Raw genomic sequence first — 26,131 nt, 5'->3', positions numbered from 1 at the left:
AAAAAACCGATGTTGATGGCATCGGCTTTTTTAAAACATTCGCACAATTTTTTATATGCGCTTATTTGTCCTGTTCACGTGCAATAGCACGGTAAGCAATATCATTACGGAAAAACATACCATCCCAACTAATTTTTTTAGCTAGCTGATACGCTTTTTGCTGTGCTTCTGTAACCGTCTTACCTAATGCAGTCGCACATAGCACGCGCCCACCTGCAGTAACAACTTTACCATCAACTTCTTTCGTACCTGCGTGGAACACTTTCGTGCCTTCAGCATCTTTATTTGGTAAACCGGTAATCTCTAAACCTTTTTCATAATCACCAGGGTAACCACCTGCGGCTAAAACGACACCGACAGCAGCGCGTGGATCAAACTCAGCACTCATCTCTGCAAGTTCACCATTGACACCCGCTAAGCATAATGTGACAAGATCAGACTTCATACGTAACATAATCGGCTGTGTTTCTGGATCACCAAATCGACAGTTATATTCAATCACTTTTGGCGTACCGTCGGCCATAATCATCAGTCCAGCATAAAGGAAACCAGTATAAGTATTCCCCTCTTCAGCCATACCTTGTACGGTCGGTTTAATAACTAGATCCATAATACGATCATGCATTTCAGGTGTTACAACCGGAGCAGGTGAATATGCCCCCATTCCACCAGTATTTAATCCAGTGTCACCATCGCCAACGCGCTTATGATCTTGACTGGTTGCCATTGGCACAATATTTTTACCATCAACCATCACGATAAATGAGGCTTCTTCCCCATCCAGAAATTCTTCAATAACAACACGATGACCGGCTTCACCAAAGGCATTGCCAGCGAGCATATCTTGAACTGCGTCTTCAGCTTCCTGCAACGTTAATGCAACAATAACGCCTTTACCCGCAGCAAGACCATCTGCTTTAATAACAATGGGGGCACCTTTTTCACGAACAAAAGCAAGTGCAGGTTCAATTTCAGTAAAATTTTGATACCAAGCTGTTGGGATATCATGACGTGCTAAGAAATCTTTTGTGAAAGCTTTAGAGCCTTCTAATTGCGCTGCACCTTGAGTCGGACCAAAACAAGCAAGATCTGCTTTTTGGAACGCATCAACCACACCAATAACTAAAGGTGCTTCAGGGCCGACAATTGTAAGTTCAATATTGTTTGCCTTAGCAAAAGCGACTAATGCACCAATATCTTCGACAGCGATATCAACATTAATCACTTTATTTTCTAATGCACTACCAGCATTACCAGGTGCAACAAATATATTTTCTACTTGTTTATTTTGTGCAACTTTCCATGCAAGTGCATGTTCACGGCCACCGCTACCAATAATTAAAACATTCATAAAAAAACCTTAATAAACTAACCTCACCATTATGGCGAAAGCACTCAGTAATAATAAATTCACAACCTTATTTTTGCTAAATAATTTAATTCGCAATCAAGATGAAAATGGACAACTTGATCGAGCAAGTGAACGCGTTCAGCATTGAGTGCGAATTAAAGCACAACAATAAGATTAATGGCGGAAATGGCGCATCCCAGTGAAGACCATTGCCATGCCATGCTCGTCGGCAGCTGCAATCACTTCATCATCACGCATTGAACCCCCCGGTTGAATAACACAACTAATTCCAGCTTCAGCTGCAGCATCGATACCATCACGGAATGGGAAAAATGCATCGGAGGCCATCACGGAACCTTCCACAACCAGATTTTCATCAGCGGCTTTAATACCTGCAATTTTAGCACTGTAGACTCGGCTCATTTGACCTGCACCAACACCCACTGTTTCATTATTTTTAACGTAAACAATCGCATTTGATTTAACAAATTTAGCGACTTTCCAGCTAAATAATAAATCGTTCATTTCTGATTCTGTTGGTTGACGTTTAGAAACCACTTTTAAATCATCTAGGGTTACCATACCTTGGTCGCGATCCTGAACCAACAAACCACCATTGACACGTTTGATTTCAAACTCAGTCGTTTTAGTTGTCCATTCACCACATTCTAATAAACGCAGATTCTTTTTAGTTGCAACGATTTCAGCTGCTTCTTTACTGACTGATGGTGCAATAATAACTTCAACAAATTGACGAGAAGTAATTGCTTCTGCCGTTACCGCATCAAGTTCACGGTTAAATGCGATAATGCCACCAAATGCTGACGTTGGGTCGGTTTTATAAGCACCTTCGTAGGCATCTAGAATACTACCTGCAACCGCAACACCACATGGGTTTGCATGCTTCACAATCACACATGCTGGTTCAGCAAATTCTTTCACACATTCTAATGCAGAGTCGGTGTCAGCAATATTATTATAAGACAGTGCTTTACCCTGCAACTGCGTTGCCGTAGAAACAGATGCTTCCTGAATATCATTTTCAACATAAAAAGCAGCCGCTTGATGGCTGTTTTCACCGTAACGCATATCTTGTTTTTTCTGGAATTGCATATTGACAGTACGAGGAAATTTAGAGGCTTCATCGCCTTCTTTATTTTCGCCGTAGCTTGGTACCATTGTACCGAAGTAGTTGGCAATCATGCCGTCATATTGAGCTGTATGTTCGTAAGCAGCAATGGCTAAATCAAATCGTGTTTTGTACACTAAACTGCCATTGTTTTGATTCATTTCGTCAAGAATACGGGAGTAGTCGCTTGCATTAACCACAATTGCAACATCTTTATGGTTTTTAGCTGCAGCGCGAACCATTGTCGGACCACCAATATCGATATTTTCAATAGCGTCTTCTAATGAACAATCTGGTCGAGCGACTGTTTCTGCAAAAGGATAAAGATTAACCACTACCATATCGATCGCTTCGATACCGTTGTCTGCCATTACCGCTTCATCGATACCACGACGCGCTAAAATACCACCGTGAACTTTAGGGTGTAGTGTTTTAACACGACCATCCATCATTTCAGGGAAACCAGTGTAATCAGACACTTCTGTCACTTTTATGTTGTTATCAGCAAGCAATTTACAAGTCCCACCAGTCGACAGGATTTCAACCCCCTTATCGGCTAATTCTCTTGCAAATTCAACAATCCCAGTTTTATCTGAAACACTTATTAATGCACGCTTAATTGGTCGGCTATTTTCCATTTTCTTTCACATTCCTCGGTTAATGAATCGATATATAAATCAATTATTAGTTTTCACTTTTATACGCCATCCATGAAAAGAACAGATCTCTATACTTTCAATGAGTTAGGTATAAATATAAATGTAGTTGAACTCGGGCGGGTATTCTACCCGAAAACAGCACTCTTTTGGGCGGTATTATTGATTTTTTTCAGAAGGAAATAGAACAGGTGAACTCTGCTTATCTAAAAGACAGTATAAGCAGAGTTAGTAAAGTCACTTATTGGTGATATGGCACACTTAATTCGTGTACGGCATCAACAAATACCTTGGCATTTTCTGGCGGCACATCAAGATGAATGCCATGACCAAGATTAAACACATGGCCATCACCTTTTCCAAAGCTTTCTAAAATGATTGCGACTTCTTCACGAATACGTTCGGAAGAAGCATATAACATCGATGGATCCATATTTCCCTGTAAGGCAACGCGTGAACCAACACGTTTTTTTGCCGTTGCCATGTCAATAGTCCAATCTAAACCAATCGCATCACAGCCAGTATCTGCAATTGATTCTATCCATTGGCCACCATTTTTAGTAAATAATGTCACAGGAATTTTTTGCCCCGCATAACTACGTTGTAATCCATCGACAATTTTAGCCATGTACTGTAGGGAAAATTCGTTATAATCACGAGGAGAAAGCACGCCTCCCCAAGTATCAAAGACCATTACAGATTGCGCACCAGCTGCTATTTGCGCATTCAAATAATCAATGACTGAATCAGCTAATTTATCGAGTAACGCATGCAATATCTGCGAATCTGCAAAGGCCATTTTCTTTATTTTAGTAAATGCCTTTGAACTACCACCTTCAATCATGTAAGTTGCGAGTGTCCATGGGCTGCCCGAAAAACCGATCAAAGGAACTTCGCCTTTTAGCTCCTTGCGAATAGTGCGAATCGCATTCATAACGTACTGCAATTCACCTTCAGGATCGGGCATGATAAGATTGTCCACATCCTTTTTACAGGTGATAGGGGACTTGAATTTAGGCCCCTCGCCCTCTTCGAAATAAAGTCCAAGTCCCATTGCATCGGGAATCGTTAAAATATCAGAAAACAAAATAGCAGCATCTAATTCGAATCGACGCAATGGTTGCAAAGTTACTTCACAAGCAAGCTCTGCATTGCGACACAATGACATAAAGTCACCCGCTTGAGCGCGTGTTGCTTTATATTCAGGTAAATAACGCCCTGCTTGACGCATCATCCACACAGGTGTTTTATCTACAGGCTGTTTTAATAATGCGCGCAGGTAACGATCATTTTTTAACTCGGTCATATTTAATTTATTCCATCGATAAAGGAGCAGTTTGCTGGCCACTCTGATTAACTAACTTATTAATTAACTGTCTTGCTAAGGTGCCATGATTAGGCACATTAGGTAAATTATTCATCTCATACCAATCGGCAGAACATAGCTCTTTCTGATCGATTTTTATATCACCAGAATCATATTCTGCGATATACCCCATCATTAATGAATGTGGAAATGGCCAAGGTTGGCTGGCAACATATTCAATATTCTTCACTCGAATATGTGCTTCTTCATACACTTCTCGATGTATACATGTCTCAAGAGTTTCACCCGCTTCAACAAACCCAGCAAGTACCGTATAAATTGGATTATTACTCTTTTGATGACGTCTATGTAAAGCTAATAAAATTTTATTTTCTTTTCGAATTCCGACAATAATACAGGGTGAAATACGCGGGTAACAACGATGCTCACAATGATAGCATTTCATTGCAATTTCCCAATTGATAGGATGCATTTTCTCACCACATTGCCCGCAATATTGATGCGTTTGATAAAACAACTTAATTTGAAAAGCACGCCCAGCCATCTCAAACAATAAGTCGTCGACGCGGCCTAATAAAAAACGTAAATCATCATACTCACCAAATCCAAGGTCATGTTGTTCTGGTAAGGTAACGAGGTAACAAGGACTTGATTGGTATACGCCTAGTTTTATTTTATTGATCACTAATTCAGCCGATAAAGGTAAATCATCAAGGTTACCATAGGGAATAAAATCCCCTTGAGGTTGCAATAGGATTTGATCATTCGCTATGATAAACCACCAAGCATTTTCTTGAAAATTAATATTTAAACCGGTTGACTTCATGGTAATTCCTTAAGCTCTTTTAATCATATAAAGCAGAGCTCACAGTTATACAGGAATATAGACATGATATTCAAATTCAAGTTGACGGCTATAGTAATTTTCTTTATTTTTTTGTTACAATAATTGTACATTTATTTAATCAGAGGGCGAGACATGTTAAATGAGTTAGCACACGCTAAAGAAGAATGGGGTGGCACGCTTTCTATCATCGATAATTGGCTAGAAGCAAGACAGTCTATTATTGTTTTATACTGTGAACTGGCAGGGTTACCACCTTACCAGCGAGATGTTCGCGCTTTACCAGCGCAGGATAAAATTACAAAATTTTGTCAAAAATTATTAGATTACGCGTCAAAAGGACATTTTGAAATTTATGAGCAAATCATTCTAAAATGTAAATTAGACAATGAAAAAAATCTTAAGTTAGCCCAGGAGCTATATTCTCAAATTACCACAACGACGGAAACTGCACTTAACTTTAATGATAAATATGCAGAAGACGCAAGTGATACTACATTGTTAGATTTCGATAAAGACTTATCTGAATTGGGTGAAATAATGGAAAATCGCTTTGCAAGGGAAGATCATTTATTAGCGGTTGTGCACTTACATCATACACTGAGTTAAAATGTTATCGCCAATCTATTGGTTAGATTGGCGTATTCCTCAAGCAGGTAATCCAGGTACTTGAGAGTCTAAGCTGTTTTTCAGCAATAAAAAGTATTCTTCAATAAATTCAATTTGTTCGGGGCTCGCGGATTTATTCCAGAAACGCCCTAACATTTGTTCAAGATCATCAACTAACTTATCACCATCAGCGATGACAGCTAATCGTACTTCACTGGTTAACTGAGGTTGTTGCTGACAAAAAGCAAGCAACATATCAACAACTTGGTCCGACACAATATCAGAAATTAATTGCCCTTCATTAGTGTTATTTTTGCCTTCAAAAATATCTAAATTTTCAGAAAAATAACTAATGCAAGCATCGTACGCATCACTTTTTAATAACATTTAATGCCCCTGAGCCATTAATAATAACATTGATATATTATGTTAACTCTTTACCCATCTCTTTCAAGTATAGATCTCTGCGTTTAACAAATTCTGCTTTTTGCTTTTGAGGAACTTCTTTAGACAGCGGTAAATTAACTTTCATTGCGTCTACAGCACGACCATTAATTTGGAATTCAAAATGCAAATGCGCACCGGTTGAACGACCAGTATTACCTGACTTAGCAATTAACTGACCCATTTTGATGCTTTGCCCTTTATGCACTAATGCTTTACTCAAATGTAAATAACGCGTGGTGTATTTACGACTATGTTTAATGACAATATAACGCCCTGCTGCCGGATGGTTACCAACAAGTGAAACAACACCATCACCAATTGAATAAACGTTAGTGCCGACTGGAAGTGCAAAGTCAGTCCCATTATGTGGACTAATTCTTTTCGTTATTGGATGTCTACGTTTCAAATTAAAAGGTGAGCTAATACGGTAATGACCATTAAAAGGATAACGTCGGTATGCTTTGCTTAACCCTAGTCCATCTTTATCGTAATAACGTCCATCTTCATTCATAAAGGCAGTATAAATTTGTCGTTGAGATTCCAATACAACCGCTAGCACTTCGCTGTCATTGGTATATTCACCATCGATATACTGTTTCGCGACCAACACATCAAATTTATCACCAACCCGAAGCTGTCGATTAAAATCAATTTTGTCACTCAGTGCGCGCGATATTTGTTGAATTTGGCTTGCAGATAACCCCGCTGCTTTGGCATTAATATAAAAACTACCGTTAATCTCTCCACGATAAACACTGTTGTGCCACTCACCTTGCTTAACTTCTAGGTTAGAAACGTATTCACCATCTTTTAGCGTATAGGTTAATGTATTGGCTAAATCGACGATAATAGTCAGTGACAACAGTTGTTTCTCAGGAGAGATAAGTAACTTTAGCTTTTGGCCTGGTAACAAATTAGCTAAACGAACATATTGAAGGTCAGCTTCAAGAAGTTCTTGTAATAAAGCAGCAGAAATGCCTTCCTGTTGAAATATCTCACTCACGGTATCACCCGCTTTAATATCAAACTCCACTTCTCTATTTCCTGCATAAGTAGCTGAAATATCATTTTGCAGAGAAGTATCTGAATCAATTGGCTCGATACTATTTTTCACCGTTTTTTTTGATCCATTTGGCGCGATGACCTGTGAGGAAGTCACTTGATTCGGCAGCACTAATTGGCGTTTAATATTTTTCTGTGTATGTACCTGTGAAGGCATAAAAGAAATAATTAATAAAAATACGAATAATATAATTAAAGCAAAAAAATGTTTACGTGGAAGGTTATTTATAAACACGGCAAGCGTTTTAAAAAACGCCTTTAAACGATTAAAAAACATCATAATCAACTCGACAAGAATACGGGCAACAAAAATAAAAAGCAGTATATATGAAATTATTAGTGGCATCACCTATTCCGCTATTTGCTTATATAAAAAATACATTTATATGCATCAATTAAAATAATAAGGTGTTTTCCATCACAAAAATATGTATTATAGACGTCTAGATGTAAAAACATCTAAATCAATTACACTAATTTATTTTAGGAGATCACATGTCACGTGACTTATTTACTTCTGAATCGGTTTCCGAAGGCCATCCAGATAAAATTGCAGATCAAATTTCTGATGCTGTTCTTGATGCTATTTTAAAACAAGATAAAAAAGCACGTGTTGCTTGTGAAACCTATGTAAAAACGGGCATGGTAATGGTCGGTGGAGAAATCACTACCGATGCATGGGTTGATATTGAAGAAATTACACGTGAAACCGTACGTAATATCGGTTATACAAGTTCAGATATGGGCTTTGATGCAGATTCATGTGCAGTGTTAAATACAATTGGTAAACAATCTCCAGATATTAACCAAGGTGTTGACCGTAGCGATCCTAGTGAACAAGGTGCGGGTGACCAAGGTTTGATGTTTGGTTATGCAACCAATGAAACTGAAGTATTTATGCCTGCTCCTATTACCTATGCACATCGCTTAGTGAAACGTCAATCAGAAGTACGTAAAGATAAGACATTGCCATGGCTTCGCCCCGATGCAAAAAGCCAAGTAACCTTTGCCTATGATGAAGGTAAAATAGTAGGCATTGATGCGGTTGTGCTTTCAACTCAGCACTCAGAAGATATTAAACAAGCAGATTTAATCGAAGCTGTTATGGAAGAGATTATCAAACCAGTATTGCCTGCTGAATTATTAACAGAAAGAACTAAATACTTCATTAATCCAACGGGCCGTTTTGTTATCGGTGGTCCAGTTGGCGATTGTGGCTTAACCGGTCGTAAAATCATTGTAGATACTTACGGTGGTACAGCACGACATGGTGGTGGTGCATTCTCTGGTAAAGATCCATCAAAAGTAGACCGTAGTGCAGCTTATGCAGCGCGTTATGTTGCTAAGAATATTGTTGCTGCAGGTTTAGCAGATCGTTGTGAAATCCAAGTATCCTATGCAATTGGTGTTGCGGAACCAACATCAATCAGTGTTGAGACATTTGGTACTGAAAAAGTGAAAAAAGATCTTATCGTTCACTTGGTAAGAGAACACTTCGATCTTCGTCCATATGGCTTAATTGAAATGCTAGATCTTATTAAACCTATTTACCAAGAAACAGCCGCTTACGGTCACTTCGGTCGTGAACAGTTCCCTTGGGAATCTTTAGATAAAGTTGAAGTATTAAAAGCAGCTGCTTTCTAAAAAAATGCTCGATGTAAATGATAAAAAAGCACTCCAAGTTAAAAGTGAAGATTATTTCATTTTAGCCGAGTGCTTTTTTGATCATGCTTTTTCTCGCCCTGAATACTTATTTAATCAACGTGGTAAAAGTGCAGGTACCGCTCACCTTCAACGCAATTTAATTAAATTTAATCCAATTTTATTTACACAAAACAAACAAGAATTTATAGACCAAGTTGTACCACATGAAGTTGCACATATTATTGCCTATCAGCAATACGGGAAGGTAAAACCACATGGGAAAGAATGGCAACATATTATGAAGCATGTGTTTCATCGCCCAGCGACCACCACACATACATTAGACATTAAAGACGTAATGGGTAAACAATATCGTTATCAATGCTTATGTGACACACATTTGTTAACAATACGCCGCCATAATAATATATTAAAAGGTACAAAATATATCTGCAAAAAATGTGGCGAAGTGTTATATCAAACTACAAAATAGCTGAATATTTATCGTTTAAAGTTATCTAAAATAATCCCCGTTGCCATCGCAACATTTAATGATTCAGCTTGACCGAAGCTTGGGATTGTTATTTTATCTGTTATCAACTTTTCAACGTTAGCCGAAATACCATGCGACTCACTCCCCATCACAATAAAAGCACTATTGGCAAGCTCTGCTTGATGAATATCTTGCCCCGCTAAAAACGCGCCATAAATAGGTTTAGTCTGCATCGATAAATACGCGGTTAAATCTGCATGGCTTATATTGACACGGGCGAATGATCCCATACTAGCAGCAATGACCTTAGGATTATAAAAGTCAGCACAATCTGGACTGCAAACAATGTGTTCAATACCATACCAATCAGCAACACGAATAATCGTACCTAAATTCCCAGGATCGCCAACTTGATCTAATACTAATATTAATTCATTACCACGAATCACAGGAAGCTCTGTTGTTTTACATTCAACAATCGCTAATACGCTATTATTAGAAACAAGTGTACCTGCTTTTTTCAGCTCATCATCCGTGGCTTCAATAATCAAATTAATAACGCCTTTATCACGAAGCAATGTGCTATTTTTATTAATGTAAGCAGCAGTAGCAAAAATATGTTTAATCACAAAATCAGAGTTAAATAGCTCAGCAACATTCTTTTCACCTTGTACTAAAAACAACCCGGTCTTTTTACGCTGTTTTTTTTGCTCAAGAGAATGAATAAGTTTTAACTGATTTTTCGATATCATTATTTAGTTCCAGATTATATTAATATATTTTTAGTTAAAGATAACAACACATTATAACCGCGTCTTCACGTCCACTCTCGCAGGGATAATAGTCTTTACGCCGATCAACTTCAATGAAGTCTAATTTTTCATAGAGAGCAAGCGCTGAGGCATTCGATGCTCTTACCTCTAACCAAATTTCTTGTTCCTGTTTTTCTCGACTTAAATCAATAAGAAATTGAAGAAGTTGACAGCCTAATCCTTGACCTTGTTTATCCGGGCCAATCGCAATATTCATCAAAGTAACTTCACCTGCAACTGAGCTAGCTACAAAGTAACCAACGACCTCATTATTATCTAATATCACATGGTTAAAATAACGTTTACCAAAATTACTCAGAAATAATTTTTTAGACCATGGATGACTATGACAAAGGCATTCTAACCGATAGATAGCGTCCATATCAGCAAGTCCCATTGGCAATATTTGATATGGGTTATTGTTTATTGAAGGCACAAAACTGCTCCCATAAAGTACGTTTCTCTTTAGGATTGCTATCAAGTTCAGGGATACTAACAGAACGCATAAATTTATGTCCAAATACAGGATCAATATTGCCGACAGTAGACCAAATATATTCCGGTAATTGCCCCTGATAATTTTCAAATTCAGTTAAACTACAATGACAAACTTGGTCAGCCGTAAATTTAAAAGCTTTCAATATATTAGCAACTAGCGGATGGTTAAAATCTTTATAGCTACAAATAACAAGCAAATCGAATCGACTTAAATCAACCAACTCATCATGCGACTCACGGTTAAATAACGCGGGTTTCCTTACAATCCATCGAGTGATTCCTATTTCTTGTAAATAAACCGTTTGTTGATGCTTCATATATAACCTGTTTATATCTGTCCGATAATATAAATTAATTAAAAACTAGATTAAATTAATGGAACAGTAGTATAACAACCGAAATGAACTTGATATATATAATTCGAGCATCGATAAAGCGACTTGTTCAATATCCTTAAACGCTCAAACGAAAAAATCCCTGCTGACGTCAGTCAACAGGGATTTATCGTTTATTAGGCGCTTGGCGATGCCCTACTCTCACATGGGGAAACCCCACACTACCATCGGCGCAACTGCGTTTCACTTCTGAGTTCGGCATGGAGTCAGGTGGGACCACAGCGCTAGTGTCGCCAAGCATAAAAAGTAATTAGAAAAGCTGTTTGATTCTTGTTCTTTATTTATCTAATCTTTGCATTCGTAAAATACGCTTCGCAAGCTTATTTCTTAAGTTGACTTGGTCCAACCAATGTACTTAGACATTGTATGGTTAAGCCTCACGGGTAATTAGTACAAGTTAGCTCAATACGTTACCGTACTTACACACCTTGCCTATCAACGTTGTAGTCTTCAACGGCCCTTTAGGGAGATTAAATCTCCAGTGAGAACTCATCTTGAGGCTCGCTTCCCGCTTAGATGCTTTCAGCGGTTATCGATTCCGAACGTAGCTACTGGGCAATGCCATTGGCATGACAACCCAAACACCAGCGGTTCGTCCACTCCGGTCCTCTCGTACTAGGAGCAGCTCCTCTCAATTCTCAAACGCCCACGGCAGATAGGGACCGAACTGTCTCACGACGTTCTAAACCCAGCTCGCGTACCACTTTAAATGGCGAACAGCCATACCCTTGGGACCGACTTCAGCCCCAGGATGTGATGAGCCGACATCGAGGTGCCAAACACCGCCGTCGATATGAACTCTTGGGCGGTATCAGCCTGTTATCCCCGGAGTACCTTTTATCCGTTGAGCGATGGCCCTTCCATTCAGAACCACCGGATCACTATGACCTACTTTCGTACCTGCTCGACGTGTCTGTCTCGCAGTTAAGCTGGCTTATACCATTGTACTAACCTCACGATGTCCGACCGTGATTAGCCAACCTTCGTACTCCTCCGTTACTCTTTGGGAGGAGACCGCCCCAGTCAAACTACCCACCAAACAGTGTCCCAAACCCCGATTCAGGGGCCATGGTTAGAACTCAAAACATACAAGGGTGGTATTTCAAGGTTGGCTCCACGTCATCTGGCGACAACGTTTCAAAGCCTCCCACCTATCCTACACATGTAGGCTCTAAGTTCACTGCTAAGCTGTAGTAAAGGTTCACGGGGTCTTTCCGTCTAGCCGCGGGTACACTGCATCTTCACAGCGATTTCAACTTCACTGAGTCTCGGGTGGAGACAGCATGGCCATCATTACGCCATTCGTGCAGGTCGGAACTTACCCGACAAGGAATTTCGCTACCTTAGGACCGTTATAGTTACGGCCGCCGTTTACCGGGGCTTCGATCAAGAGCTTCGACCTAAGTCTAACCCCATCAATTAACCTTCCGGCACCGGGCAGGCGTCACACCGTATACGTCATCTTGCGATTTTGCACAGTGCTGTGTTTTTAATAAACAGTTGCAGCCATCTGGTATCTTCGGCCGACAGGGGCTTAGAGAGTAAATCTCATCACCTCCATCGGCGTACCTTCTCCCGAAGTTACGGTACCATTTTGCCTAGTTCCTTCACCCGAGTTCTCTCAAGCGCCTTGGTATTCTCTACCTGACCACCTGTGTCGGTTTGGGGTACGATCCTTATATTTCTGAAGCTTAGAGACTTTTCCTGGAAGTATGGCATCAATGACTTCATCACCGTAGTGACTCGACATCGTGTCTCAGCATATAGTGTTCCGGATTTACCTAAAACACCTGCCTACGCACTTGAACCTGGACAACCATCGCCAGGCCCACCTAGCCTTCTCCGTCCTCCCATCGCAAAATATAAGGGTACGGGAATATTAACCCGTTTCCCATCGACTACGCCTTTCGGCCTCGCCTTAGGGGTCGACTCACCCTGCCCCGATTAACGTTGGACAGGAACCCTTGGTCTTCCGGCGGGGAGGTTTTTCACCCCCCTTATCGTTACTCATGTCAACATTCGCACTTCTGATACCTCCAGGATGGTTTACACCTTTCCCTTCGACGGCTTACAGAACGCTCCTCTACCACGCATATAAATATGCGTCCGCAGCTTCGGTGATATGTTTAGCCCCGTTAAATCTTCCGCGCAGACCGACTCGACCAGTGAGCTATTACGCTTTCTTTAAAGGATGGCTGCTTCTAAGCCAACCTCCTGGCTGTCTGAGCCTTTCCACATCGTTTCCCACTTAACATATACTTTGGGACCTTAGCTGGCGGTCTGGGTTGTTTCCCTTTCCACGACGGACGTTAGCACCCGCCGTGTGTCTCCCGTGATTGCACTTGTTGGTATTCGGAGTTTGCATGGGGTTGGTAAGTCGGGATGACCCCCTAGCCCAAACAGTGCTCTACCCCCAACAGTGATACACGAGGCGCTACCTAAATAGCTTTCGAGGAGAACCAGCTATCTCTTGGTTTGATTGGCCTTTCACCCCCAGCCACAAGTCATCCCCTAATTTTTCAACATTAGTGGGTTCGGTCCTCCAGTTGATGTTACTCAACCTTCAACCTGCTCATGGCTAGATCACCAAGTTTCGGGTCTAATCCCAGCAACTAATCGCCCAGTTAAGACTCGGTTTCCCTACGGCTACCCTAGATGGTTAACCTTGCTACTGAAATTAAGTCGTTGACCCATTATACAAAAGGTACGCAGTCACGGAATAAATCCGCTCCTACTGCTTGTACGTACACGGTTTCAGGTTCTATTTCACTCCCCTCACAGGGGTTCTTTTCGCCTTTCCCTCACGGTACTGGTTCACTATCGGTCAATTAGGAGTATTTAGCCTTGGAGGATGGTCCCCCCATATTCAGTCAGAATTTCTCGTGCTCCGACCTACTCGATTTCACTTAGAAGAAGTTTTGGTGTACAGGACTATCACCTTGTACCGTTGCACTTTCCAGAGCATTCCACTAACTTTTACTAAGCTTAAGGGCTGACCCAATTTCGCTCGCCGCTACTTTCGGGATCTCGGTTGATTTCTTTTCCTAAGGGTACTTAGATGTTTCAGTTCCCCTCGTTCGCTTCGCTTAGCTATGTATTCACTAAGCGATGACACCGAAGTGCCGGGTTGCCCCATTCGGAGATTCCAGGATATAACGTTTGTTATCAACTCCCCTGGACTTATCGCAGATTACCACGTCCTTCATCGCCTCTAATTGCCTAGGCATCCACCGTGCACGCTTATTCACTTAACCATACAATATCTAAAGACATTGTATGTTGTTTCCAAGACGCTTGCGATTTCTCATATTTTACATATGAAAAACGCATTTGCGTTTTTCGTGCACCTAGAGTTAATTAAATTAACTCGTAGATACGTACGTTACTCAAAGTATCAGTTTGAATAACATTTATTTTTGCTTGATTACAATTACTAAAACCTAAGTTTTAATAATTGAGAACAATTTCGTTTATATTTATCTATACATCACAATAAATTGTAATGTGGTTGATAAATAAGAACTTTATCAGCTTTCCTAATTGTTAAAGAGCAGTGTTAAAAAACACTTTATAAGTATTGTTACTTATAAAGTACTTTTCATTGGGTTTACAAAGAATATAAGAAAAGATTAAGTATCTTTTCGTATGGTAGTGGTATCCCCAAGGGGATTTGAACCCCTGTTACCGCCGTGAAAGGGCGGTGTCCTAGGCCTCTAGACGATGGGGACCCGGAACTTTTGCACTTTATCATTCTAATCAAACAATCTGTGTGAGCACTAATAGTCGTTTCGTTACGTAAGGAGGTGATCCAGCCCCAGGTTCCCCTAGGGCTACCTTGTTACGACTTCACCCCAGTCATGAACCACACCGTGGTCATCGCCATCCCCGAAAGGTTAAGCTAATGACTTCTGGTGCAGCCCACTCCCATGGTGTGACGGGCGGTGTGTACAAGGCCCGGGAACGTATTCACCGTGGCATTCTGATCCACGATTACTAGCGATTCCAACTTCACGGAGTCGAGTTGCAGACTCCGATCCGGACTACGACAAACTTTATGAGATTCGCATACCCTCGCAGGTTAGCAACCCTTTGTATTTGCCATTGTAGCACGTGTGTAGCCCATCCCGTAAGGGCCATGATGACTTGACGTCGTCCCCACCTTCCTCCGGTTTATCACCGGCAGTCTCCCTAGAGTTCCCACCATTACGTGCTGGCAACTAAGGATAAGGGTTGCGCTCGTTGCGGGACTTAACCCAACATTTCACAACACGAGCTGACGACAGCCATGCAGCACCTGTCTCAGAGTTCCCGAAGGCACTCTACTATCTCTAACAGATTCTCTGGATGTCAAGGGATGGTAAGGTTCTTCGCGTTGCATCGAATTAAACCACATGCTCCACCGCTTGTGCGGGCCCCCGTCAATTCATTTGAGTTTTAACCTTGCGGCCGTACTCCCCAGGCGGTCTATTTAATGCGTTAGCTTTGAAACCCACGGCATATAGCCACAAACTTCTAATAGACATCGTTTACTGCGTGGACTACCGGGGTATCTAATCCCGTTTGCTCCCCACGCCTTCGCGTCTCAGTGTCAGTTACTGTCCAGGTGGCCGCCTTCGCCACTGGTATTCCTTCAGATCTCTACGCATTTCACCGCTACACCTGAAATTCTACCACCCTCTACAAAACTCTAGTTAACCAGTTTCAAATGCAGTTCCAGGGTTGAGCCCTGGGCTTTCACATCTGACTTAATTAACCACCTACACGCGCTTTACGCCCAGTAATTCCGATTAACGCTCGCACCCTCCGTATTACCGCGGCTGCTGGCACGGAGTTAGCCGGTGCTTCTTCTGCGAGTAACGTCACAGAATGCAGTTATTAACTACATCCCTTTCCTCCTCGCTGAAAGTGCTTTACAACCCGAAAGCCTTCTTCACACACGCGGCATGGCTGCATCAGGGTTTCCCCCATTGTGCAATATTCCCCACTGCTGCCTCCCGTAGGAGTCTGGACCGTGTCTCAGTTCCAGTGTGGCTGGTCATCCTCTAAGACCAGCTAGGGATCGTCGCCTTGGTAAGCCATTACCTTACCAACTAGCTAATCCCACTTGGGCTAATCAATAGGCGTAAGGCCCGAAGGTCCCCTACTTTGCTCCGAAGAGATTATGCGGTATTAGCAGTCGTTTCCAACTGTTGTCCCCCACCTATTGGCATATACCCAAGCATTACTCACCCGTCCGCCACTCGTCATCAACTAGCAAGCTAGTTATGTTACCGTTCGACTTGCATGTGTTAAGCCTGCCGCCAGCGTTCAATCTGAGCCATGATCAAACTCTTCAATTTAAAGTTTAATTTGCAGCTTTCGCTGCGACTCAATATTACTGACTAAAACTAAAGAACTTACGTTCTTTTGTTATTCTGAATTAATGAATTAATTCGTGTGTCACTGATATTGATTTTTGTCCCGAAGGACTATTTTGAAATCGACTATCAATGCGCACACAGATTGTTTGATTAAATTGTTAAAGAGCAAGCCTTTCGGCTAGGCGGCGTATATTACGCGCCTTTCGAACAATGTCAACGTCTTATTTAAACTTAATTTCAAATCGAAATTTGAAGCGCTTATGCGTTTGTGATGCTCTCGGTAACCGGTTTAACTTGCGTCGTTCCCGTTTCCGTGGATGCGCATTATAGAGATCCGAATCACATTGGCAAGCGTTTATTTGCAATAATTTGCATTTAATTTAAATGCTTATATTTACGTTTACAAAACCAACAATTTCAGTTTATTTTGCGACCTACTCGCTACTCACACCATCTTTTTGATAGTTTATGTTGGATTTTCAAATGATCTAAGAGTCTTGAAACCATAAAATCCTGCAAATCAGAAATCGTTTGTGGTTTATGATAAAAGCCTGGTGCTAATGGCATTACTGTTACGCCTAATTCTGATAATGTCAGCATATTACGTAAATGTATTGTTGAGAAAGGTGTTTCTCTTGGCATCACAATCAATTGCCCACGTTCTTTTAGGACAACATCAGCCGATCGTTCAATTAAATTATTTGATAAACCGTTGGCGATAGATGCAAGGGTGCCGCAACTACATGGACAAACAATCATTTTACCTGGCGCAGATGAACCAGAAGCAACAGGCGAAAACCAATCTTTCGCTGTCAAAGCAATTATTTGTTCAGGTTTACTTTTAAAACGCGTTTGTAAAAATGAATTCAGTATTTCAACGTCATCGGGCCAGTGCTCGTCTTCTTCTGTTTTTAAGACTATTTTGGCTGCATCGGATAATAACAAATAAATTTGAATATCAGACTCGACCAATGATTGTAGTACTTTTAAAAAATACCCACTTCCTGAAGCACCGGTGACAGCTAATGTTATCTGTTCTTTAAATTGTGACTTTTTTAACATGCTCATCCTTTCTGACTCAATGTATCTAATAGTTTTTGATGAATCCCACCAAAACCACCATTACTCATAATTAAAATATGATCGCCAGGTTGTGCAGTATCAACGAGTTTATTAACTAGTACATCAATCTCATGTGAAATATCCACGTTTTTACCTTGCTCATCAAAAAGATGCTTCATCGACCATTGGATGCTTTTATCTTCAAAGCAATACACTTTATCTGCTTGATTTAAAGAGTTAACTAATGCTTCTTTATGTATACCTAACTTCATTGTATTTGAACGAGGCTCTAACACTGCAATAATTCTTTCAGTTCCAATTTTAGCGCGTAACCCTGCGATCGTAGTTTTTATCGCTGTTGGATGATGGGCAAAATCATCGTAAACCGTAATATTATTGACTTTACCTCTGACTTCCATACGTCGCTTGATGCTTTTAAATTCAGCAAGTGCAGCAATAGAAACTTCCGGTGTCACACCAACATGCCGAGCAGCCGCTATTGCAGCTAATGCATTATTAACATTATGGTCGCCCATTAATGACCAATTAACCTGTCCCTTCTTCTCTTTATTCAAAAAGACTTCGAATAATGTACCGTCTTCTTTTACTTTATTGAATGACCAGTTTTCACCAAGGTATTCTACTTCGCTCCAACACCCCATATGTTTAACAGCCATTAATGCTTCATCTTGATTAGGTAAAATAATGCGGCCTGTCGATGGTACTGTTCTAACCAAATGATGAAACTGTTTTTTAATCGCATCAAGATTTTCAAAAATATCAGCGTGATCAAATTCTAGATTATTCATAATCAAAGTACGCGGATGGTAATGCACAAATTTAGAACGTTTATCAAAGAAGGCGCTGTCATATTCATCAGCTTCAATAACAAAGAAAGGTGTTTCACCTAATCTTGCGGATAAACCAAAATTTTCAGGCACACCGCCAATTAAAAATCCCGGAGCCATATTGGCATATTCTAGAATCCAAGCGAGCATGCTTGATGTAGACGTTTTACCATGCGTTCCGGCAACAGCAAGTACCCAACGATCTTTTAACACATGTTCAAGTAACCACTGAGGACCGGATATATAAGGGATTTGTTTATCTAATACGACTTCAACACAAGGATTACCTCGACTCATTGCATTACCAATCACAACGAGATCCGGTTTACTGTCTAATTGGCTTGGATCAAATCCCTGTATTAATTCAATCCCTTGCTCTTCTAATTGCGTACTCATCGGAGGATAAACGTTTTGATCGCTGCCGGTTACTTTATAACCTAATGATTTTGCAAGAATAGCAATCCCGCCCATAAAAGTACCGCAGATGCCAAGAATATGAATATGCATAGAAAACCTCGAAACAAAAAATGATGAATACCTGTTATACCCGATTCATTTATTATCGCCAATAAAAAAGGCGACCCCTTTTAAAAGGTTCGCCTTGTATTTACAATTTAGTTTATTTTTTAAACTATTAAGCGTCAAATGCTTCCTGTAGAAAAGGAATAATTTGTTTTTTACGGCTAACAACGCCTGGTAATTCAAAAGCACTTTCTGCGACTGAACTGTTTAAAGCCCCCGCTACTTTGTCCGCATCTTTACTAACGATTAATGCAGTTGTATCTAGCTTATTAATATCGGTCAGTAATACGATCGTAGAATGGTAACCTTTTGCAGCTTGGACTTTTTCCATTTCGGCTAACATATCTGCTTTTTTATTAAATGCAGTTTCTAATGAGGTTAATTCTAATTGACCAATTGCCAATTGTTCACCATTCATTTCAAATACTTTTTGATCACGTAGAATCAATTCAGCCGCAGGAACAAGTTTAATATCGGATTTAGCATCAAACTGAGCATTCGCAAAAGCTTCAAGATCAGCTACACCAGCAATTTCAGCCAATTCTTTAGCTGCAACTTTATCAATATCAGTTGTCGTTGGACCTTGGAAGTTAACCGTATCAGAAATAATTGCCCCCATCATCATTTTAGCAACTGCAGTTTCTGGTTTTTGATTATAAAACTTGTACATGTTGTAAACGATCGTCGCGCTACAACCTACAGGCCAAATCCAACACTCAAGGGGTTCAGAAGTTGTAATATCACCTAATTTATGATGATCAACAATACCGCGAATTTTTGCTTGTTTCATATCCGCTGTACCTTGATTCCAGTCAGAATAGTCAACAATAAAAATTTCTTCACCAGCAACAGATGTGCGAATCTCTGGTTGTGGTAAACCAGATTGCTCAAGCAAAAATTGTGCTTCAGGATTAGGCTCACCTTGTAATACAGGTGTTGCTTCTTTACCTAATTTATTAAATAAACCTGCAAGGCCAATCGCTGAACATAAGCTGTCACAATCTGGATTTTGGTGTCCTAATACAATCATTTTGATTTCCAATTTAGTGTTAATTAATTGTAATAAGAATAACTGATTTGAGTGAAATAATTAAGCGTAAAAACATAAAAAATTCACTTTTGCTTTTTGCTTATTTTTAATGGGTTCAAAAATGATAATAAAATCAACCATAATCATTATTATTTATCGCAATCGAAACGATTAAAGTTAAAACTGCTTGGGCTTTTTATTTTCTAGTGATAACGTAAGTCATTCATTAAATATCAAAGGATTGTGATCCCATGTTTTCTCAACTACCGACACCTCAAACCGATTCCATACTTTCGCTTTCAACCTTATATCGCGCCGATAATCGTCAAGATAAAGTCGATTTAGGTATTGGTGTTTATCGTAATAATCAAGGTCAAACACCAATAATGCAGGCGGTAAAAACAGCACAAATGCAACTGGCTGAAGAGCAACAAACAAAAGTTTACGTTGGTTTAGCAGGATGTGAAGAATTTAATCAATGCATGGTTGACCTAGTATTAGGTGAGAGCCCTGTATTAGATCGTGTTTCTGCCATTCAAACCCCAGGAGGAAGCGGTGCATTACGGATGCTTGGCGATCTCATGAATGTTGCACAACCGGGAACGACTATTTGGTTAAGTAATCCTAGTTATGTAAACCACAAACCTGTTATGGAAGCAGCAGGTTTAAACGTTAAATATTACAGCTACTTCTCTCCGACAACAAAACAAGTTGATGTTGATAAAATGCTAAGAGATCTCGCCACGGCGGGTAGTAAAGATGTGGTATTAGTCCATGGCTGTTGCCATAATCCAACCGGTGCCGATATTGATTTTAACGCATGGCAAGCGATTACAGCTTTGGCTCAAAAAAATGGATTTACACCATTTGTTGATATTGCCTACCAAGGATTTGGCGATGGCTTAATTGAAGATGCATTGGGCGTTCGCTATATGGCTGAAAATGTCGAGGAAATGTTAATTAGCGCTTCTTGCTCAAAAAACTTTGGTTTGTACCGAGAAAGAACCGGTGCAGCAATGGTAATGGCAAAAAATAATACCGAAGCAAATAACGCTAAGGGAAAATTACTACAACTTGCACGCTCTACTTATACTATGCCACCGGATCATGGTGCAGCCATCGTCAGAACGATTCTAACAAATGATCAACTCACCAAAATATGGAAACAAGAGTTGATAGAAATGCAACAACGTATGCAACGCATCAGAACATCGTTATGTACTGAGTTACGTACGACTCTGAAATCAAATCATTTCGATTTTATTCAAGCACACAAAGGCATGTTTACCTTAATTGGATTTTCGGCAGAACAAATGATTAGACTTCGTGAAGAATATGCCATTTATGGTGTAGAAGATGGCCGCATTAATATTGCTGGATTAGCAGAGCAACAAATTCCTTATGTAGCGAATGCCATCGCGAATATTACCGAGTAACATCTCAATATTGCATGTTCATTAGTCATGGACATGCAACCTACCCACTTTATCAATAATTTTTATAAACTGTTTCTGCTATCTGCCTAATATTTATTCTTTTCTCACCCTGTTATTATCTTTTTAAACTAAACACGTATGGAGTAAGAGATGAAAAAGACAATTCTAATCACAGGTGCAACCGATGGCATTGGACTAGAAACAGCAAAAATGTTAGCAGCGCAAGGACATCATTTACTTATTCATGGACGCAATTCCACCAAACTTTCCAATGTTAAACAATTACTTATTGAATTATCGAGTGCAAATAACGTAGAAAGTTATGTTGCAGATCTGTCTGTATTGTCAGATGTTGAATTATTTTCCGACGCAGTTATCGCAAAACATAAAAAAATCGATGTGTTAATTAATAATGCCGGCGTAAGTGGTGTCTCTCAAATCACCTCTGTTGATAATTTGGATACACGATTTGTTGTTAATACCCTATCTCCTTATCTACTCACTCAACGTTTATTGCCTTTTTTAGATAAATCGGGGCGTGTGGTAAATTTATCTTCGGCAGCACAATCCACCGTTGATTTCACAGCATTAATACGTCCAAATGAACATGTTGCAGACGGCCAGATATATGCGCAAAGTAAATTGGCAATTACCATGTGGTCATTTTATCTGGCGGATTTACTAAAAGATAAAGGATTGGTTATTGTTGCAGTTAATCCAGCTTCTTTTCTTGGTAGTAAATTAGTGAAGGAAGCCTATGGTATTGATGGTAACGACCTAAAAATCGGTGCTGATATCCTTTGTCGCGCAGCTTTATCTGAAGAATTTGCCAACGCTTCGGGACAGTATTTCGATAATGACTCGGGGCAATTTTCAGCACCACATTCCGATGCACTCAATCCAGCAAAAAATAAACGATTAGTTGAGACGATTGATCAGATTTTATCTACAAAAGTATAAGTTTATTGCCGCTTACACAAATGCCTCCGACAAAAAATATGGTAGGAACAAACCAACGCAATATGCATTTATTCTCTTAAAACAGGGAGAGCTTATTGCTTGAGGTTATCCTGAAGAATAATCGCAATACGCTTAAACTCTTCGAGTTCTTGTTCAGTTAAATTACCTTCCATTTTTATTCGTAACTCACTTTGTGCTTGATCAACAACATTGGCTAATTCAATGCCATTATTGGTTAAGCTCAAAAAATTGCTGCGCTTATCATTCGGATTAGGTGTTTTTACTACCCACTTATGGTCAATCATTTCCTTAATTAGGCGAGCAACTTGGGCTTTATCTCTCGAAAAATAAACAGCAATATCATTGGGTGTACAAACATCATTCTCACGTAAAAATGACAAGCACTTTACATGCATCCCATTAATACCTAATTCATTTGCCTTTAAACAAGAACGGATAGAAAACTTATACTCAAGTACGAGGTCAAAAATAATCTCAGCGATGGGTTTAGTATTCATAAACAACCTTACATTTTAATTGACAAAGTCAACCTAATTACAATATAGTTGACTTTATCAACATAATTAACCATTGGCAAGTGAAGAGGACAAATAATGAAACCCAATCTTAGAATGACGCAGGTAGCAAAAGTAATTGATCTATCTCCACACTTACGCCGCATCGTGGTAACAGGTAATGCATTACAAAACTTTCCAACGGGAAAAGAAGGCGCACATGTAAAAGTGTTTTTACCGAGTGATGAGGAACCCAAAAAACGCTCTTACACGATCCGTTACTTTGACCCTGAAAAATTAGAATTAGCACTCGATTTTGTAGTAAACCGTCATCAAGGACCTGCAACAAATTGGGCTAAAAATGCAAAAATCGGCGACTCAGTTGGTATTGCAGGACCCGGTCCATTAAAAATAACGCGCTTTGATCAACAAAGTTATCTGTTAATTGGCGATATCACGTCGGTCAATGCCGTTAATGGTTATGTTATGCGCTTTAATCCCCAAGCAGATATTCGAGTGATTATTTCGGTGCCAACTAAGGACGATATAATTGCCTTGTCTTACGATGATTCGATTCTTACTCATTGGTATGTTGAGGATGAAGAGAATGAAGACCTAGATATTTGTGTTGCGACTGTCGCTAAACAAATGGCAAAAGACACAATTGTCTTTATGGGACTAGAAGCAAGTAATATTCGCAAATTGCGTCCAATTTTACAGAAGAAATTAGGGTTTGATCGTTTAAATATTTCAGCTGTCGGTTATTGGAAAAAAGGCGTTGATGCTGATCAGTTTAATTTACAGAAAAAAGCTAGTCCATTATAAAACAGAAAATATCCTCATTGTCATTCAATATGCAAAAATGCATTTTGATTCGTAATGGCTATCGATTATCAATAAAAAAGATAAAGTGTTTCAATTACGTAATGGGTTATCAAAAAGAATTAAAAGAATAAACTGTCATTCAATTAATAAGTCACACTAACATTAACTATTTTGGAGAATCACGTGTCAGAACAAATAATTAAAGATTTGCATAGTCGTTACACTGTAAAAAAATATGATCAAACTAAACGTATCTCCGCAGAAGATATGGCAATTATTAAAGAAGCACTTCGTTTATCGCCTTCTTCAATTAACTCCCAGCCTTGGAAGTTTATTGTTATTGAAAGCGATCAAGCAAAACAACGCCTACACGATACTTTCGCCAATAACTTTCAGTTTAATCAACCGCATGCGAAACAAGCTTCTCATACAATTTTGTTTGCTTACGATCCGAAATTCACTAAAGAGAAATTTGCGAAGCGTGTTGATGCAGAAGTAAGTTCGGGTCACCTTCCTGCAGATATGGCAGAGTCATTTATGGGAGCCTATGCTTTTGCTGATATGCATACAGATGAACAAGGCTTCAACGGTAACTGGACGAAGGCACAAGTATACCTAGCGCTGGGTAACATTATGCATGTTCTAGCTCGAATGGGAATTGCTTCAACACCAATGGAAGGAGTCGATAAAGATCTTATCGGTGAAATTTTTGCTGACGAGCTAGACGGTCATGTTTGTGAAGTTGCACTCGCAATGGGTTACTCCGATGAAGCAGAAGATTACAACTTCGGTAAGCCTAAAGCGCGTTTAGCATTAGAAGAATTAGTAACCGTACTTTAAATCTATTCATTAAATAATGAAACATGCTTATGCACTTAACTCAGGTAAAGCAGACACATTAAAAATACACTACAGAGGACACCGAGTTAAAAGAGAAAAGCACAAAATAAGCAATAATTAGCATATATACCCATTACCAATCTCAACTTGAATGGAAATGGACATATTAATGCTGCATACACTCTTCTATGCAGCATATTACACTTTCTTTTATATCCCCACTATTAGCCCAGTAAATCAGTACAATTTATTTTCAAAATAATTTAACCTAAATATTCACAGTGCCGCTAGTTTATTGTAATCTAGGCGGCTCATCTGGTGATTCATAGTTGTCTCTCCCTGGGTTAATTCATATATTGATAAAACAGCGTTAGCAAAGCATATAAAGTACCAACCAGATATTCCCCTGCAAGTAATTGTGCTTGCTTAATTATACAGCGATAGGAAAATGTTATGAGCGCATTCGGTACCGTTTTCATGCCTGAAATGTCAATTACTGAAAATGACGGTTCAGCTTGGAAACCCGCAGAAATAGTAAAAGCAGACAGTATCAAACTTCATCCCGGTGCACATGTATTGCATTATTCAAGTACTTGTTTTGAAGGATTAAAAGCCTTTAAACATGAAGATGGCTCAGTCAAAATCTTCCGTATGGATGCAAATATTGCACGTTTAGCACAAAGCAGTGAATTACTTTGTATGCCAACGGTTGATAAAGTGCAAGTTAAACAAATGATCATTGATATTGTCAGTCGCTTTGCTTCCGATGTGCCACAACCTCCAGGTTCAATGTACATTCGCCCTACCCATATTGGTACCGAGCCCGCGATTGGTAAAGCTGCATCACCTTCACTTTCATCGATGCTTTATATTTTGCTTTCTCCGGTTGGTGATTACTTCGAGGGAAAATCGAATGCTTTACGTATATTGCTCGATGAAGAAGGCATGCGCTGTGCGCCACATATGGGTGTTGTAAAAAGTGGTGGTAACTACGCGAGTGCACTTCCACACATGAAAGCCGCACAACAAAGCGTACAGGCTGACCAAGTTTTATTCTGTCCAAATGGCGATGTTCAAGAAACTGGCGCAGCTAATTTCATCCTAATTGATGGTAATGAAATTATCACTAAAGCACTGGATAGTACCTTCTTACATGGTATTACACGTGACTCAATTCTTACCCTTGCACGCGAGATGGGCATGACGGTTTCTGAACGTGAACTGTCAGTTACAGAATTATTGGAACGTGCCGCTAAACCAGGAACAGAAGCTGCATTATCAGGGACTGCTGCGGTATTAGCTCCGGTAGGGACATTCATTCACAATGGTAAAGAATATCAAGTGGGTAGCGGCTCAGAAGGCCCTACAACCTGTAAACTACGCCAAGCATTAAATGATATCCAATGGGGTAAAGTAGAAGATACTCATGGTTGGTTAACAAACGTTTAATGATGAATAATGGCGAG

At 39.8% G+C, this 26,131-nt stretch carries 21 protein-coding genes, 1 tRNA gene and 3 rRNA genes; 8 read left to right on the top strand and 17 right to left on the bottom strand.

Going from position 1 to position 26,131, the window contains the following annotated elements:
* Positions 1-61: 61 nt before the first annotated feature.
* The 4 genes from purD to nudC all read right to left on the bottom strand — a co-directional run bounded on the left by purD (position 62) and on the right by nudC (position 5,289).
* Positions 62-1,351, bottom strand: a complete 1,290-nt coding sequence (purD, locus tag ACR30L_RS04340; protein ID WP_435236818.1) for a phosphoribosylamine--glycine ligase — start codon at positions 1,349-1,351, stop codon at positions 62-64.
* Positions 1,352-1,525: 174 nt separating this feature from the next.
* Positions 1,526-3,118 (bottom strand): bifunctional phosphoribosylaminoimidazolecarboxamide formyltransferase/IMP cyclohydrolase, encoded by a 1,593-nt coding sequence (purH, locus tag ACR30L_RS04335; protein WP_435236817.1) that lies wholly within the window; start codon positions 3,116-3,118, stop codon positions 1,526-1,528.
* Positions 3,119-3,377: 259 nt separating this feature from the next.
* Positions 3,378-4,442, bottom strand: a complete 1,065-nt coding sequence (gene hemE / locus ACR30L_RS04330; RefSeq protein ID WP_435236816.1) for a uroporphyrinogen decarboxylase — start codon at positions 4,440-4,442, stop codon at positions 3,378-3,380.
* Positions 4,443-4,449: 7 nt separating this feature from the next.
* Positions 4,450-5,289, bottom strand: coding sequence for an NAD(+) diphosphatase (gene nudC, locus ACR30L_RS04325; protein ID WP_435236815.1), 840 nt, complete (start codon positions 5,287-5,289; stop codon positions 4,450-4,452).
* A 153-nt stretch (positions 5,290-5,442) separates the two neighbouring features.
* On the opposite strand from nudC, the gene rsd reads away from it, so the two are divergent.
* Positions 5,443-5,916 carry a sigma D regulator gene (gene rsd, locus ACR30L_RS04320; protein ID WP_435236814.1) on the top strand — a complete coding sequence of 158 codons (474 nt, stop codon included), beginning with the start codon at positions 5,443-5,445 and terminating at the stop codon, positions 5,914-5,916.
* A 39-nt stretch (positions 5,917-5,955) separates the two neighbouring features.
* Here rsd and ACR30L_RS04315 read toward each other — a convergent pair whose 3' ends face one another.
* Together ACR30L_RS04315 and mepM are read right to left on the bottom strand one after the other, a co-directional pair.
* Positions 5,956-6,303 (bottom strand): DUF3802 family protein, encoded by a 348-nt coding sequence (locus ACR30L_RS04315; protein ID WP_435236813.1) that lies wholly within the window; start codon positions 6,301-6,303, stop codon positions 5,956-5,958.
* A 37-nt stretch (positions 6,304-6,340) separates the two neighbouring features.
* Positions 6,341-7,771 (bottom strand): murein DD-endopeptidase MepM, encoded by a 1,431-nt coding sequence (mepM, locus tag ACR30L_RS04310; protein ID WP_435236812.1) that lies wholly within the window; start codon positions 7,769-7,771, stop codon positions 6,341-6,343.
* Between the two features lie 149 nt (positions 7,772-7,920).
* Here mepM and metK point away from each other — a divergent pair, with 149 nt between their 5' ends.
* Both metK and ACR30L_RS04300 read left to right on the top strand, forming a co-directional pair.
* Positions 7,921-9,069, top strand: coding sequence for a methionine adenosyltransferase (gene metK, locus ACR30L_RS04305; protein ID WP_435236811.1), 1,149 nt, complete (start codon positions 7,921-7,923; stop codon positions 9,067-9,069).
* Between the two features lie 4 nt (positions 9,070-9,073).
* Positions 9,074-9,562, top strand: a complete 489-nt coding sequence (locus tag ACR30L_RS04300; protein ID WP_435236810.1) for a SprT family zinc-dependent metalloprotease — start codon at positions 9,074-9,076, stop codon at positions 9,560-9,562.
* Between the two features lie 8 nt (positions 9,563-9,570).
* On the opposite strand, the gene ACR30L_RS04295 is transcribed toward ACR30L_RS04300, so the two are convergent.
* The 10 genes from ACR30L_RS04295 to ACR30L_RS04250 all read right to left on the bottom strand — a co-directional run bounded on the left by ACR30L_RS04295 (position 9,571) and on the right by ACR30L_RS04250 (position 20,089).
* Positions 9,571-10,314, bottom strand: a complete 744-nt coding sequence (locus ACR30L_RS04295) for a TrmH family RNA methyltransferase (protein WP_435236809.1) — start codon at positions 10,312-10,314, stop codon at positions 9,571-9,573.
* 34 nt (positions 10,315-10,348) lie between these two features.
* The gene (rimI, locus tag ACR30L_RS04290; protein WP_435236808.1) at positions 10,349-10,810 is read right to left on the bottom strand and encodes a ribosomal protein S18-alanine N-acetyltransferase; all 462 of its coding nucleotides are present in this window, start codon (positions 10,808-10,810) and stop codon (positions 10,349-10,351) included.
* Positions 10,791-11,189: a DNA polymerase III subunit psi gene (locus ACR30L_RS04285; RefSeq protein ID WP_435236807.1), complete on the bottom strand. Its 399-nt coding sequence runs from the start codon at positions 11,187-11,189 to the stop codon at positions 10,791-10,793. Before ACR30L_RS04285 ends, rimI begins: the two co-directional genes overlap by 20 nt.
* Before the next feature lie 200 nt (positions 11,190-11,389).
* Positions 11,390-11,505: ribosomal RNA gene (gene rrf / locus ACR30L_RS04280) — 5S ribosomal RNA — on the bottom strand.
* Between the two features lie 128 nt (positions 11,506-11,633).
* Positions 11,634-14,521, bottom strand: a 23S ribosomal RNA gene (locus ACR30L_RS04275).
* A 398-nt stretch (positions 14,522-14,919) separates the two neighbouring features.
* Positions 14,920-14,995 (bottom strand) — tRNA-Glu (locus ACR30L_RS04270).
* Positions 14,996-15,063: 68 nt separating this feature from the next.
* Positions 15,064-16,606: ribosomal RNA gene (locus ACR30L_RS04265) — 16S ribosomal RNA — on the bottom strand.
* Together the 16S, 23S and 5S rRNA genes with 1 tRNA gene alongside form the textbook arrangement of a ribosomal RNA operon.
* A 462-nt stretch (positions 16,607-17,068) precedes the next feature.
* On the bottom strand, positions 17,069-17,689 hold the full coding sequence (locus ACR30L_RS04260; RefSeq protein WP_435236806.1) for a flavin prenyltransferase UbiX: 621 nt from the start codon (positions 17,687-17,689) through the stop codon (positions 17,069-17,071).
* 2 nt (positions 17,690-17,691) lie between these two features.
* Complete coding sequence (gene mpl / locus ACR30L_RS04255; RefSeq protein WP_435236805.1) at positions 17,692-19,044, bottom strand: UDP-N-acetylmuramate:L-alanyl-gamma-D-glutamyl-meso-diaminopimelate ligase; 1,353 nt, start codon at positions 19,042-19,044, stop codon at positions 17,692-17,694.
* 127 nt (positions 19,045-19,171) lie between these two features.
* Positions 19,172-20,089 carry a manganese-dependent inorganic pyrophosphatase gene (locus tag ACR30L_RS04250; protein WP_435236804.1) on the bottom strand — a complete coding sequence of 306 codons (918 nt, stop codon included), beginning with the start codon at positions 20,087-20,089 and terminating at the stop codon, positions 19,172-19,174.
* A 251-nt stretch (positions 20,090-20,340) separates the two neighbouring features.
* Here ACR30L_RS04250 and ACR30L_RS04245 point away from each other — a divergent pair, with 251 nt between their 5' ends.
* Positions 20,341-21,525: an amino acid aminotransferase gene (locus ACR30L_RS04245; RefSeq protein WP_435236803.1), complete on the top strand. Its 1,185-nt coding sequence runs from the start codon at positions 20,341-20,343 to the stop codon at positions 21,523-21,525.
* A 150-nt stretch (positions 21,526-21,675) separates the two neighbouring features.
* Positions 21,676-22,485 carry an SDR family NAD(P)-dependent oxidoreductase gene (locus ACR30L_RS04240; RefSeq protein WP_435236802.1) on the top strand — a complete coding sequence of 270 codons (810 nt, stop codon included), beginning with the start codon at positions 21,676-21,678 and terminating at the stop codon, positions 22,483-22,485.
* 92 nt (positions 22,486-22,577) lie between these two features.
* Here the strand turns inward: ACR30L_RS04240 and ACR30L_RS04235 are convergent, their stop codons facing one another.
* Complete coding sequence (locus ACR30L_RS04235; RefSeq protein WP_435236801.1) at positions 22,578-23,003, bottom strand: MarR family winged helix-turn-helix transcriptional regulator; 426 nt, start codon at positions 23,001-23,003, stop codon at positions 22,578-22,580.
* A gap of 96 nt (positions 23,004-23,099) precedes the next feature.
* On the opposite strand from ACR30L_RS04235, the gene ACR30L_RS04230 reads away from it, so the two are divergent.
* The 3 genes from ACR30L_RS04230 to ACR30L_RS04220 all read left to right on the top strand — a co-directional run bounded on the left by ACR30L_RS04230 (position 23,100) and on the right by ACR30L_RS04220 (position 26,114).
* Positions 23,100-23,825, top strand: a complete 726-nt coding sequence (locus ACR30L_RS04230; RefSeq protein WP_435236800.1) for a siderophore-interacting protein — start codon at positions 23,100-23,102, stop codon at positions 23,823-23,825.
* A gap of 183 nt (positions 23,826-24,008) precedes the next feature.
* Entirely contained in the window at positions 24,009-24,665 is a 657-nt protein-coding gene (locus ACR30L_RS04225) for a nitroreductase family protein (protein ID WP_435236799.1), read from the top strand.
* A gap of 453 nt (positions 24,666-25,118) precedes the next feature.
* On the top strand, positions 25,119-26,114 hold the full coding sequence (locus ACR30L_RS04220; protein WP_435236798.1) for a branched-chain amino acid aminotransferase: 996 nt from the start codon (positions 25,119-25,121) through the stop codon (positions 26,112-26,114).
* The last annotated feature ends 17 nt before the right edge of the window (positions 26,115-26,131 follow it).

Origin of the sequence: Psychromonas saccharinae (assembly GCF_051201515.1) — a bacterium.
GTDB lineage: Bacteria > Pseudomonadota > Gammaproteobacteria > Enterobacterales > Psychromonadaceae > Psychromonas.
Note: the sequence above shows the minus strand (reverse complement) of the source record. Positions and strands in the feature narration are given on the sequence as shown.